Origin of the sequence: [Collinsella] massiliensis, from assembly GCF_002161605.1 — a bacterium.
Lineage (GTDB): Bacteria > Actinomycetota > Coriobacteriia > Coriobacteriales > Coriobacteriaceae > Enorma.
Window position 1 is genome coordinate 25,904 of sequence record NZ_NFIE01000019.1, and the last position, 13,504, is coordinate 39,407.

A 13,504-nucleotide genomic window follows, 5' to 3' on the forward strand; every position below is an offset into this window, starting at 1 on the left:
ACGCGCAATGGAACAGTTCAGGATCGACGGCAAGGTCGCGCTGGTCACGGGCGCTTCGCACGGCATCGGCTTCGGTATCGCAGTCGCGCTGGCGAAGGCGGGCGCGAAGGTGGCCTTCAACTGCCGCACGGCCGAGCGCCGCGACGCCGCCGTCGCCGCGTATCGCGAGGCGGGGGTCGAGGTCGCCGGCTACGTGGGCGACGTCACGAACGAGGACCAGATGCGCGAGATGCTCGCCGACATCGCGAAGACCTTGGGGCCGGTGGACATCCTGGTGAACAACGCCGCCGTGATCAAGCGCCTGCCCATGCACGAGATGGACACCGCGGACTTCCGCCGCATCATCGACACGGACCTCACCGCCGCGTTCATCATGTCGAAGCTCGTGCTCCCGAGCATGATGGAGCGCGGTGGCGGCAAGATCATCAACGTGTGCTCCATGATGAGCGAGCTCGGACGCGAGACCGTGAGCGCCTACGCCGCGAGCAAGGGCGGCCTCAAGATGCTCACGCGCAACATCGCCTCCGAGTACGGCAAGTACAACATCCAGTGCAACGGCATCGGGCCGGGCTACATCGCCACCGAGCAGACCGCGCCGCTGCGCGAGCCGCTGCCCGACGGCTCGCGCTCGCCGTTCGACGCGTTCATCGTCTCCAAGACCCCGGCCGAGCGCTGGGGCACCGTCGAGGACCTCATGGGGCCGGTCGTGTTCCTCGCGTCGCCGGCGTCCGACTTCGTGAACGGCCACATCCTCTACGTCGACGGCGGTATCCTCGCCTACCTCGGCCACCAGCCCGAGTAGGTCATTTAGGGACGGGTTCAAAGCGTTACCTTTTGCTACATTTAGGGACAGGCTTTGGTAACGGGCGGGCGCGCCGGGGTTTTCGAGCTCCGGCGCGCCCGCTTTTGATTCCCTTGTTGAGGCACCTCCCCCGCATGAGGCGCCGGAGGAGCCGCGGCAACGGCCTGCCGAGCAGCGTTCGCGGCGAAATGCACAGGACTCCAAACCCAATCTGCGCGAAACGAGCGTTTTATGGGCACCCCCGGAAGTAGCACGGGGGTGCGCACCAACAAAGGTGCAGGTAGCGAGGCTGCCGCTTTTCCGGCTACTTGGCCACCCCCGCGTAAACCGTTCGTTTCGCTCATTTTGGGTTCCGATGGCTCCGCAGTGACGCGCCATGCGTCGGTTTTCCGCACAGCACTCCGCTAAACAACCGCTCCGGCCAGGCTACACGCTCGATTCGATGTGCGCCATCCACTGCCGGCCGCCGGGGTGGTCGCGCGGGCCGCCGATGAGCTCCTCACCGGCGCCGAGCATGCCTTTGCCCGCCTCGTCCGCGAGCACGAGCTGCGCATGCGACCGCGACGCCGCGACCGCCTGGGCCATGATGTCGTCGGGATCCTCGTCCATCACGATGACATCGAAATCCGCGAGGCTCGCGAACGAGATGAAGCTCGGCCGGCGCAGCTTCGATGTGTCCATGAGCACGATATGGCGATTCGAATGGGCGAGCATGCCGCGCTTGATCTCGGCGTTGCCCGTGAACTCCGTCGCGAAGCCCTGCTGCACGTCGAACGAATCCGTTCCCATGAACGCCTTGTCCACGTAAAGGCGGGAGAGAATGTCGTTCGCGATGGACCCCGTGATATAGCGGTGGTTCTTGCGCAGCGCGCCGCCCAGCAGGACCACGTCGGCGTGGGGCAGATTCGAGTCGGCGAAGGTCGCGATGGAGAGGTCGTTCGTCACGATGGTGATGTTGTGCTTGCTGCCGAGCAGGCGCACGAACTCGAGCGTCGTGGTGCCGGAGTCCACGAAGAGCGAATCGCCGTTCATCACGAGGTCGGCGGCGCACTCGGCGACCTTGCGCTTCGCGTCGACGTTGAGGTTCATGCGCTGGTCGGGATAGGAGATGGTGATGGTGCGCGTGATGGAGACCGCGCCTCCGTGCGTGCGCCGGAGCTTGCCGGCACGCTCGAGCTTGTCGAGGTCGCTGCGCGCCGTGACCTCCGAGATGCCGAAGTGCTCGCAGATGTCCGAGACATGGATCGAGGTGCGGCTGTTCACCTCGTCGACGATCATGACCCGGCGCTCGTCCGCGGAAACCTTGCGCGGCTGCTTGTCGTCCGTTTCCCACATGGCTCGGCTCCCCTTCCCGCTTGCGCGGCGGCGCGACGCGAGGCGCACGCATTTCGTTTTCGCAACCATTATGCGCCCAAGTCACCAAAAAGCGAAAGCGGGTCATCGGGAAGTCTGAGGGTGAGTCATTGGGGACGGGTTCGTTTGACTCAGCGAGTCATTGGGGACGGGTTCGTTTGACTCAGCGAGTCATTGGGGACGTGCTCGTTTGACTCACTGAGTCAATTGAACCCGTCCCCAATGACTCACACGAGGCCGAAGTGCTCGAGCGCGGTGGCCACGCCATCCTCCTGCACGGTGTCGGTCACGTAGTCGGCGTAGGCGCGCACCTGGGGCAGCGCGTTGCCCATCACCACGGCGACGTCCGCCGCCTCGAGCATCGACACGTCGTTCTCGGAATCGCCGAAGCCGTAGACCGTCCCCACCTGCACGCCGCGCCGGCGCAGCTCGCTCAGGACGACCTGCATGCCGCTGCGCTTCGTGGTACTGGGCAGTGTGATCTCGTGCTCGCCCACACCGAGGTTCGATATGACGAAATCCTCGCGTATGAAGGGCATTGCAGGGTCGAGCAGGTCGAGCCGGTGGGACTCGAGTACCACCTTGGACACCTCGAGCGTGCCGAGCATGCCGCGGAGCTCGTCGATGCTCGTGTGCTCGTAGCCGATGTCGAACGAAAGGGGCGTCTCGGGCCATTCGACGAGCAGGCAACGAGAGGACGTCTCGAAGAACGCCGACATGCGTGCGCGCGCGAGCTCGTCCACGAGGCGGGCGAGCAGGTCGCGCGGCATGAACTCATGGTGCACGACCTCGTCGCCGAACTCCACGCAGCCGCCCGCGAGCATGATCTTCGCCGTGAACGGGCATGCGCGCAGCGCCGGCGAGACAGTGATGGGCGGACGGCCGGTACAGAGCACGGCGATGTTCCCGCGCGCCGTGAACGCCTCGAGGGCGCGGCACACGCGTTCCGAGGGTGCCGCCTGGTCCTCGGGCACGCCGTCGCGATGGTACGTGAGCGTGCCGTCCACGTCGAAGAACGCGACCGCCGGCGCCGCGGCGGCGTTGCGCGGCGCGTCAGCATCGCGCGGCTCAAGCGAATCCATGTGCACCCCTTCAGCTCGATGGTTCAATCGTGCCGATTCTACCATCTTGGATGTGGGGGTGCGGGGGGCGAGGCGAGGTGGCTATCTGCGCGAACGTAAACGCATTCAAAATCAGAGATCCTCAGGCATAAAATGGCGTGCCGCCCGGATATTTCACCTTGCAGCACGCCAAATGTTGCCTGAAGTTCTAGAGGACGGGACGCCATCGCAAAAGACGGGCTTCAGGCGCAGGAGGACATCCACGCCTGAAGCCCAACGGTGTCTACTTCAACTCAGGCCAGTAACCCTTATTCGCTTCAATCATGTCATCGAGAATCTGCTTCGCAACGCTCGCGGACGGCACGGTCTTCGAAAGCGTAAACGCCTGCCAAAGCTTCTGATAAGACCCCTCGATCCACGCGTCTACAGCCAGCTTTTCGACAGCAACCTGCTGTTCCATGAGCCCCTTCTGGAAGCGAGGAATTGCACCCTGGACGATGCGCTCATACCCGTTCTTGCCAACAATGCAGGGGATCTCGACCATGGCATCACGGTCGAAGTTCTCGATTGCGCCTTCATTCGGCACAATGATAATGAAGCGGCCAAGCGTGTTCTCGGCAAGTGCGCACGCAAGGTCGACGATGTAGTCCGAGTGGTTGAATGGGGTGAAGAGCCGACTGCCCTCGGCTGTGCCCTTCTCAGCAACTTCACGGCACGCAGTGAAAATGAATTTCTCGCGCCCCTCGCGAATCTCGTCGACGCGCGTATGGTTTGGATCGCTATGCTCCACCACGTAATCCGGATAGAGATAATACTTGAGATAAGAGTTGGGGATGGTATCGGGGTCGAGCGCATAGACGTCGCGAACCTTTAGGAAGGTCTCATACCAGCTCTTGTCAGCATGCTGCGTATCGGCCGGCATACCATCGATGAAGCCATTCTTTGCGACATGCTTGCGAATCTCGGGCATAAGGTCGTTGCCCTTATCGTCGTACATGGCGCTCCACCAGCCAAAATGGTTAAGACCATAGTAGCTCACCTGGAGCTTGTGCCAATCGTCGATGCCGCACATGTTTGCAAAGCGGCGCAACGACCCCACGGGCATATCGCAGATGTTGATGATCTTTGAATTGGGACGAAGGCGATTCGTCGCCTCGGCAACGATGGCGGCCGGGTTGGAGTAGTTGAGCATCCACGCGTTCGGGCTGTACTTCTCCATATAGTCGAGAATCTCGATCACGGGACCGATGGAACGCAAGCCGTACGCAATACCGCCAGGTCCACAGGTCTCCTGACCAACCACACCGTATTTCAGCGGAATCTTCTCGTCTTTATCGCGCATGTCATACAGGCCAACACGAATCTGCGCCATAACAAAATCGATGTCCGTGAAAGCCGTCTCTGGGTCGGTCGTGTAAATGAACTCGATTTCAGGAGCAGCCTCTTGCAGGAAGATCTCGCAGGCTTTCGCTACAGTCTCCTGACGCTCCGCATTGTTGTCGTAGAACACGATCTTGCGGATAGGGAACCGCTCCTCCTCCGTAACGAGTGATGCCACGATACCGGGGGTATACGTCGATCCACCACCCGCAACGGCAATGGCATAGCGTTTAGAATCAGACATGGAGAACTCCTTTCAACAGCGAAAACCGCTGCTTTTTCTGTTGCATACGACAAGATTGGGGCTCGAATCCCTGGCGGCGATCCCGTGCTGTTCGCTCGATGGCATACAGGCCGTTGAGCATGCGGCGCAGATACGAAAGCTCCGCCATGTTCCGACGAATAACACCTTTACTGGCAAGCATCCGTTCGAACGCGCTCGCATCCTGCCTGAAGGAGACGGAGACGCGCTGCTCAGCATCAGATTCGCCCGGCACGGGCTCCAAGATATACTCCGTTCGAGCCCACTCATTTCCATCTCGGGCTTCGATAACCATACGCCGGGGACGTTCAAGCTTCGAAATCCGCGTACGAATGCAAGGGGTGCCGGCGGCGTTGCGCGCGTAATATACTGTGCCCGCGGCTACATTTACCGTAGCCGGCACGTCGGAGGCATCCTCGATCTCGATGCGAAGTTTCGAGACGAGCGCATCAAAGAACTCTTCCGCGCTTACATCGAATGTGCGCACGATCTTCATGAGGCGGGCACCCCTTTCTAGCAATACTCCTAAACCTTGCACGCTAAGCACCATGCGCGAGCCAAGCGGCAAAGAGCACGGCCGCATGCAAATGGAATTGGCGAACGAGCGAGATCGAGTCTATGCCTTGGCAGCTTCGACAGCCTCTGCCTCCTGCTCTTGCTTCACAAGCTGATGCTCGTACGCCTTGAAGAACGGGTACCAGACGATGCCCGTAGGAATGATTGCCAGGTAGCACCACACGGCGTTCATGGGGTTGAGCGAACCCAGGTACTCGGCGAGACCGATGGGGATATTGCCGCCCATGGGAATCCACAGCGGGGTGATGATACCGGTCATGTAGCCAATGGTGAACCAGACCATATTCACCAGCGGCGCAAGAATATACGGAATCGAAAGGATCGGGTTGTACATGATGGGCATGCCGAAGGTAACCGGCTCATTGATCTTGAACCAACCGGGTACGAGACCAACCTTGGCGACGGCGCGAATCTGCTCGGACTTAGAACGCAGGCCCATGAGCACGAGCGGCCAGGTGCAACCGGAACCGCCGACCGTTGCCATGCAATTGAAGAGGAGCGCCGGTGCAAAAACAGCGGCTTGCCCGGCAGCCACAAGGGCGGCATTTTCGGCGATTTGCCCGTAGAGCGCGGGGCTCAGGAACGAGGACACCACGAAGTAACCGTGAATGCCGAAGCACCACAGAAGGCAACCGAAGGCGACGATGATGAACATACCGGGCAGCGACACGAGCGCGGAAACCGGCACAGAAAGCACTGCCAGGAAACCGGAAGCCAGCGTGTAGGCTCCTCCGGTCGCAGCAGAGATGCCAGCCGAAGCAGCAACGAAAAGCACCATGCTGAACAGGCACGGAACGATACCGGCGAAACTGTTCTGGAGCGCCTCGGGCACCATGTCAGGCATCTTGATGTACACCTTATGCACCGTGCAGAAATGTTCGACCTGAACGACCACGAACGCCACGAGGAAGCTCACGAACATGCCGGTAGCGCCGAGGTAGCTAGAGGCGAGCGCAGCGGTACCGTTAGCATCGGTGGTATAGGGCGCAGCAACCACCAGGAAGCACGCGATGCATTGAACAGCCGTCACGATGGGCGATTTGACTTCCATGTTACGCGCATACAGATAGCCCAAAATGGCCACGAGATACAGCGCAATAAGGTTCGTAGTAAAATTGTACGGCGTGTACAGGATCTGATAGATAGCGCTATCGGTACTGTACAGGTTGAGCATGGTGGGCCCACCGATCGAGCACACAATCTGAGAGATGGCGCCCACCATGAGCACGCTCATCATCGACATCATCGAATTCTGCAGCGCTGAGACAAAGCGGTTAGCTCCGAGCTTCTGGCCAAACGCCTGCAGTTTGATGAGCACAGGACTATTAAAAATGTCTTCCATTGCCATATGGTTTCCCCTCCTTGTTTCCTTGAGACTCTCGAGTGTCCATGTGGGCACAGCTGTCGCAAGGGCACTGGCCGCGCAGGCTACTGCTGAAGCAGGCTGTCAATAAGTTTGAAGATGTTTTCGCAACGACCTATGCCATAGTCGGCCGGAGCAATGACACCCACAGGGCGCGTCGTTCCCCTCACGACCTCATCCTTGCGATAACTAATCTGCGGTCCGAGCAAAATGCAGTCGTATTTCTCGCACACCTCCTTGAACGACCCAATGCCCACCGCGTTGATCTCGAAATCGATTCCCTGCTCTTCGGCATATCCCCTGAGCTTCTTCATGAGAATGCTCGTCGACATGCCCTGAGCGCATACCAGCAGTACCTTCATGGCGTTTTCTCCCTTCTTATAACGCCTACGCCTGCGTATCCTCAGCAACTGGGCCGGCACACGCACGGTCCTCCTTGCATCGGTACAAATGGATAAGCTCCTCGATAAGCTCCTGTGCGAGCATGGCGGTCATGAGGTGATCCTGCGCGTGCACGAGCATTACATCGACGGGCGTATGGATACCGTTCGCCTCACGCACAAGCAGCTTCGTCTGCTGATCATGCGAGGCGATAGCAGCCTCCTTCGACTGCGTGATGAGTTCATCCGCGTGCTCGAAATCTCCCGCTCGCGCCGCCTTCAAAGCGCTGAATGCAAGGCTGCGCGCCTGACCCGCCGAACCGATAAGCCCGAACGAAAGCATCTCGAGCTCTTCGGGAGTAAACTCCTTCATCTCATCATTGCCGGCGACCTGTTGCTTGTCGGTCATGATGCACTTCCTTCCTCTTCTCCAATAAGTGACGAAAACGATTCAAAATCTCCGATCTCGCGAAGACGCCTCGTGCCATCGTTGTCGAATAGCAAATTCACGACCACGCGATGAAATTCGCTCATCTCTGACACGTCATCGGTGCCATAGGCCACAAGTAGCACCGTATCCACGGACACGCCCTCCTGCCCCCACGCCACCGGTTCATCAAGGAGCGCCACGCAAGCGAGCGTATTGCCCTTGAGCGCCTCGAGCGGATGCGGGACGGCAACGCCGTTGCCGTACGCTGTGCTCATAAGATCCTCGCGCGCCTGAACCAGCTCGCGAAGCGTAGGGCCATAGCCACCGATCGACGCAAGGTTGCGGCAGAGCATGTCCAGCACTTCTGCCTCGTCATGCGCCTTCAGGTGCGGATAGAAGAGCTCCTCACGGAAGAACCTTCGAACTCCATTTCGGGATACAGGCTCGCTCAGTGCCGTACGAGCTCCCGCAACGTCGTCATCATCCAAGAAGAGCGCAATCTGACGTACCGGGACAGGCAAGTCGGCATCAAGCGGCACGGTGGTAAACACGTAGTCGATGTGAGAAAAGTCGACGTTTTTAACCTGGGTATAATCACAGGTCAGAATCGAATCGAGGTAATCGCCGAACTCCTGCTTACAGCGATATTCGAGGAGTTTCGCTGTTCCACGGCCGGAGGCGCATACAAGCAGCAAGCGCTTCTTTGGAGCAGGCTGCTTCTGGCGCTCAAGCGCAAGTGCGAAGGCAAGAGCAAGATACCCTATCTCATCCTCTGAAGGGCGAGCGCCATAGGTGGTCGCCAGTACCGCCGAAGCATCCACCGCAATGGTGTAGGCAAGCGGGAAGCGGGTCGTGATATCAGAGAGTAGCGGATTCTCAAGCTTCATGTGATATCGCAAGCGATACGCAAGCGGGACGATGTGGCGCGCGAGATTCATACGAAGCTCGAGATCGTTGCGGAAATCGAAGCGGAACGTCTTCCATACAAGGTCGAGCATTCTCGAAACAACCTGCCAAACCTCATCGGTTATGACTGAGGGCTCGGAGATGTTCTCGTAATCGGGTAGTGTCTGACGACCTGCGAGGTGAATCGCGATGTAGGTAACCTCCTCACAAGGCAGCTGTACGCCCATCTCGCGTTCTATAGAACGGGCGATGCGCTCTGCGGCAGCGTATTCGCGCGTTCCGCTCATATCATGGATATGCGCAGAATCAAGCGGGATATAGCGAGATTCACCAATGCGTAAAAGAGCGATAGCGATGTGAATGAGTAGATTCCGTTTTGCCGACTCGCTAACACACAGATCCGTACAGCTGAGCTCGCCTTCCAAACAACGCGCAATACGTTCAAGCACATCGCGGTCGAACATATGATAGATGGCTTTACCACCGTCCTCGCGCGCCATTGAAGCAAGGCAAAGTCGTCGATCGATCTCTGAACCCAGCACTCTGATGCCACGATGCGGCTTTCGTTCAATAACAAGGTTGTATTCAGCAAGGACGCGCTCGACATGCTTCAGGTCTCGCGAAATGCACGCCCGTGAGACATACAGGATCTCCGCAAGACGATCGATGGAAATCCAATCCCCCCGCTGGAGCAAATCATCAAGCAAATAGTTCACGCGCTCTTCTGGAGTGGAAGGTAGCTTGTCTGCAGAGCCATCCTCCTCAAGTGCACGATCAAGCTTCTCATCGTCGAGTACCAAGAGCTCATATCCCGCATCGCGGTACTCGATGCTTGCCACGCCCGCGAGCGCAGCATTTGCATGATGGATGCGACTACGAACAGTGCGCTTGCTCACGCCGAGATAGCGGGAGAGATCGTCAGACGAGATGCCAGCATGGTCGCGCACGAACGTGATGAGGCTTTTGTCGCGTGCGGCCAATTGCACCCTGTCCTCCCTTCGCCCGGCTTCTGCGCTGCATGCTCTGCAAGGTATCCCGACTCGATATATCAATCGTATGAGGGCGCGGAAAGCTTTTCCACAACAAGTCCTTGCCGCACGAGACGGCAAATCCTGCAACTAAATACGGACTTTGGAAATACGCGTCAGAGGATACGCAATCGGGACACTTGTCGCACGAAACTTCAAGCAGAAAATGGCGTTCGACACAGTAAGGCATGTAGATGAAGCGCCATTTTTTGCCTGAACTATCCAGTATGTCGGTCACACTGCACTCGAGGTATACCGTAACTGTTGAGCAGCCGCGCAAGCTCACCGGGTCTCTTCACAAGTGCATAATCGAAGCGAATAACCGCATCGCACACCGCGGTAAGAAGCGCCTCTCGCTGCCGCTCGCGCATCATCTTGCGCACTGCGCCGTGTAATGGCGTTCTCGCCGACACACCTGTAAATCGCTCGTACTTTTCAGCGCCATCGAATTCAAAAACGATGAGGCGGCCATCGGACAATTTCCAGGAACCATCCACCCGAAACGTCCGAGATGCATCGAGCACATTTGGAAGTATGGTCTGAAGATCGGGAACCGCAAACCCCGCCCTGATGATGGCCGCCCGTGCGATAGATTCACCGCCGCTCTCAGCACGGTTATCAGCATATGCAGCGATACGGCGAGCGCCTTCTATACCATGCCTGCCACGACCAAGGCGTTCAAGCACGGCGGCCAAAGCAGCGCGCGTCATCTTCCCCACGCGCAAAGCGCTATCGGCAATAGCCAGCCCCTCGTCAAATGGAGCCGCGAGCAAACAGTCGACGATGGTTTGTTCAAGCGAGGTGACGCGTGTACCCATCACGACACGCGCACCATCGATCCCCACGGGATGCTTAACGACATGGCCGCACCTTCCCGCATGCGACCCGACGGGAACCGCCCGGTGCACGTCGCAGAGCAACTCAAGCGATACCGCAAGACCCCAGATACAAGCAGCGGAGTACGATGAGAACACCCAGTTTGGATATCGACGGGAAAGCGTTCGGAGGATTTGATAGGGCTGTACCTGTCTTTTGAGTCCGTCCCAATATTCCTTTCGTACAAAAAGGCGTGGAAACGGCTCACAAAGCAGCCCCTTCTCTACCCGCTCTCGGCATGCACGCATATCCCGCTGTGTCTTGGGCGCGAAGAGCAGGCCCTCGCCTTCAGCGCACCCGAGCGCTTCATCGATTCGCTTCGATACCGCCTTGCGCATCTTCGCCCCCCCTACGCGTCGCGCGAACGAATGTCGCGTGTGGGGAAACGCTATCAGGCGAATCTGACAGAAATCCCGCTAAACCTTGCACGGGATATATCGCTGCAGCTTATTCGCTACGCTTTTCTAAATGTGGAGATTATAAGAGAGATTTGAGTGCTTAAATTTGACGACCAGGGCGTTAAACAACGCCGGAGCGTGCGCGCCGCGCTCGTCAATAAACATACGTATCCCTGAAAGCCCCGATTTAGAAAACCTCAGGCAAGAATTGGCGCTTGGGACAGTGAGATGCCCCGATAAAACGACATTCCTTGCCTGAAGATTCAGCGTCCCGTGGATCCCGCCTCGTCCACCACGAACGGGGCGAGCACGGCGCGAGCGACGCGCTCGGCCATGGTGTTCACGTTCGCGATGGCGTCATCGCGCGTCTTGCCCTCGAAGTGGTACGGCAGGTACGGCTTGATCGCGTCGTCGATGAGCGCGACGTACTCGTCCGCGCCCTGGCTCGAGAGGTGCGTGCCATCGCCGTCGAAGAGGTCGTTGCGCCCCTCGCTATAACCGTACCAGTCGACGATCCGCACGTTGTCGTACCGATCCGCCGCGCGCTTGAGCGCGTCGTTCGTCGAGGCGACCCACCCCTGTGGGCTCCGCGTGGTCACGAACACCGCGATGCGCTTGTCGCCCACGAGCTTCATGAGGCTGTCGACGGCATCGTCCGTGACGTTGCCGTTCGTGCCGAGCGCGAACACCACCACGCGCCCCGCGAGCCCCTGCTGCTCATAGCTCGTGAACAGATCCTCGGCCGCGGAGAACTGGCGGTTCTTCATGGCGTCGATGTGCCCGTGCGGGAACGTCGCATTGAAGGGGTCGACTGCACGCAGCGACACGGAGTCGCCGATCATGAGCACGTCGTAGGCGCCCACCGGGAACCCGTTCTCGTCCGTCGCGGGCTTCGAGGCATCGCCGCCGGCGCTGGCTGCATCGCCGCCGGCGCCATTCGCGCCGCCGGCGCCGTTCGCGGAAGCATCTCCCGCGCCCGCACCGTCCGTGGCAGCGCCGCCCGCGCCGCCGTTCGCCGAGGCGTCCGGCGAGCCCTCGATGAGCGCCGCGCCCTCGGCGCTGAGCGCGGAGGTGTTCGGCACGAACAGGAGGCCGCCGATCGCCACCATCACGAGCGCGGTCGCGCACGCCACGGGCACGAGGCGTGCCCGCACGTACGCACCCAAGCTGAACCCGCGCGACCTCGCCTGCGCAAGGAACATCCCGAACGCCCCCTTCCGGAACGGCGTCTCGATGAAGCGGTACGAGAGCTCGGCCGCCACGAGCACGATGCCGCATTCGATGAGGTACACCCACCACGGGCGCGCGGTCACGTCCCCCACGGGGTTCATGAGGGCGAACAGCGGAAAATGCCACAGGTAGATGCTATAGGAGCGCTGCCCGAGCCAGACGAGCGGCTTGAGCGCGAACACGCGCGCCAAGATGCCGTCGGGCTGCACGCACGCGGCCACGAGCACGACGGAGAGCACCGCCGCCAGCACGGTGCCGCCGCGGTAGGTGAACGCGGTGTAGCCGTTCGTGTACACGACGAGCAGGACGAGCCCCGCGAGCGCGGCCGCGCCCGCGATGTCGAGCGCATGCCGCCGCAGCAGGCCCGGCCGGGACTCGGCCGCATGGGCATCGGCCCCGTGTGCCTGCTGCCTCCGACCCCCGTGGTGCCCATGGTGCCGATGATCCAGGAACGGGTTCATGGCGCGCGTGGGCACGAACGCGAGCCACGCGCCGATGAGCATGGCGAACGCGCGCGTATCGGTGCCGTAGTACACGCGGCTCGGATCCACCGCGGGGTTGTAGAGCAGCGCCATCTCGAGCGCAGAGGCGACAGCGAGGACGATGACCACGATACGGATGGGTCGCCGGCGCGCGCCGAAATGCAGCAGTGCGAAGAGCAGCAGCGGCCACACCACGTAGAACTGCTCCTCGATGGAGAGCGACCAGAAGTGCGTGAGCGGCGACGGATCGCCGAGCGCGCCGAAGTAGGACACGTTGTTAAAGATCTGCCACCAGTTGTTGAAGAACAGGAGCGACGGCAGGATGTCCGGCCGCATCTTCGTGAGCATCACGTGGTTGAAGAACGTGCACAAAACCGCGACGACCACGACGAGCGTGATGGTCGCCGGGACGAGCCGTCGGATGCGGCGCGTCCAGAAGCTCTTGAGGTCGATGGTGCCCGTGCGCGCGAACTCGATGCGCAGCAGCCGCGTGATGAGGTAGCCCGAGAGCACGAAGAAGATCGTGACGCCCTGGAAGCCGCCCTGTGCCCAGGTGAAGCCCAGGTGGTACAGGACGACGATGAGGACGGCGAAGGTGCGGATGCCGTCGAGCGCGGGGATGTAGCGAGAACGCGGCGACCGGCGCGAGGCCGCGGCCGAGGGCGCACCGGCGGCAGGAGCGGCAGCGCCCGCGGCACCGGCAGCGCCGCCCGCGCCCGCGGCGACCCGCGTCGCGCGCTCGGCGTCCCTCCCGCGGCGCTCGTCCCGCGCCCCCTTGTGCTGTCGCCTCATGTTGGCCACATCGGACATACAAACAACCCCGTCCATCTAATCCAGGCGCCTAGTATAGCGTGCCGCCCGGACAAGACCCCCGCCCGCACCCCCGTAAACGAGCGCTTCAGGCAAAAGCCACGACCGCGAACGCCGCCCGCAACCTCGAATCGCAGGGACGGCACGAGCCCAACACGACATCGGAC

At 60.5% G+C, this 13,504-nt stretch carries 11 protein-coding genes; 1 reads left to right on the forward strand and 10 read right to left on the reverse strand.

The features are described 5' to 3' along the window. The first annotated feature begins 7 nt into the window (after positions 1-7). A complete protein-coding gene (locus B5G02_RS08215; RefSeq protein ID WP_094335870.1) occupies positions 8-802 on the forward strand; it encodes a gluconate 5-dehydrogenase in 795 nt (264 codons plus the stop codon). Between the two features lie 426 nt (positions 803-1,228). Here B5G02_RS08215 and B5G02_RS08220 read toward each other — a convergent pair whose 3' ends face one another. The 10 genes from B5G02_RS08220 to B5G02_RS08260 form a co-directional block, all read right to left on the reverse strand. Then, on the reverse strand, positions 1,229-2,137 hold the full coding sequence (locus B5G02_RS08220; protein WP_019239891.1) for a DeoR/GlpR family DNA-binding transcription regulator: 909 nt from the start codon (positions 2,135-2,137) through the stop codon (positions 1,229-1,231). A 245-nt stretch (positions 2,138-2,382) separates the two neighbouring features. After that, positions 2,383-3,237: an HAD-IIB family hydrolase gene (locus B5G02_RS08225; protein WP_019239892.1), complete on the reverse strand. Its 855-nt coding sequence runs from the start codon at positions 3,235-3,237 to the stop codon at positions 2,383-2,385. Between the two features lie 262 nt (positions 3,238-3,499). Further along, positions 3,500-4,840, reverse strand: coding sequence for a 6-phospho-alpha-glucosidase (locus tag B5G02_RS08230; protein ID WP_019239893.1), 1,341 nt, complete (start codon positions 4,838-4,840; stop codon positions 3,500-3,502). Further along, positions 4,833-5,354: a DUF3284 domain-containing protein gene (locus tag B5G02_RS08235; RefSeq protein WP_094335871.1), complete on the reverse strand. Its 522-nt coding sequence runs from the start codon at positions 5,352-5,354 to the stop codon at positions 4,833-4,835. The genes B5G02_RS08230 and B5G02_RS08235 overlap by 8 nt, the downstream gene beginning before the upstream one ends. Positions 5,355-5,474: 120 nt before the next feature. After that, a complete protein-coding gene (locus B5G02_RS08240) occupies positions 5,475-6,782 on the reverse strand; it encodes a PTS sugar transporter subunit IIC (protein ID WP_094335872.1) in 1,308 nt (435 codons plus the stop codon). An 80-nt stretch (positions 6,783-6,862) separates the two neighbouring features. Continuing rightward, positions 6,863-7,159 carry a PTS sugar transporter subunit IIB gene (locus B5G02_RS08245; RefSeq protein ID WP_094335873.1) on the reverse strand — a complete coding sequence of 99 codons (297 nt, stop codon included), beginning with the start codon at positions 7,157-7,159 and terminating at the stop codon, positions 6,863-6,865. A gap of 25 nt (positions 7,160-7,184) precedes the next feature. Next, positions 7,185-7,586, reverse strand: coding sequence for a PTS lactose/cellobiose transporter subunit IIA (locus B5G02_RS08250; RefSeq protein ID WP_094335874.1), 402 nt, complete (start codon positions 7,584-7,586; stop codon positions 7,185-7,187). Further along, positions 7,583-9,499 (reverse strand): BglG family transcription antiterminator, encoded by a 1,917-nt coding sequence (locus tag B5G02_RS08255; protein WP_162609761.1) that lies wholly within the window; start codon positions 9,497-9,499, stop codon positions 7,583-7,585. Before B5G02_RS08255 ends, B5G02_RS08250 begins: the two co-directional genes overlap by 4 nt. A gap of 260 nt (positions 9,500-9,759) precedes the next feature. Further along, on the reverse strand, positions 9,760-10,755 hold the full coding sequence (locus tag B5G02_RS10070; RefSeq protein ID WP_143758298.1) for a hypothetical protein: 996 nt from the start codon (positions 10,753-10,755) through the stop codon (positions 9,760-9,762). Between the two features lie 323 nt (positions 10,756-11,078). Further along, entirely contained in the window at positions 11,079-13,319 is a 2,241-nt protein-coding gene (locus tag B5G02_RS08260; RefSeq protein WP_241146205.1) for an acyltransferase family protein, read from the reverse strand. Positions 13,320-13,504: the final 185 nt, after the last annotated feature.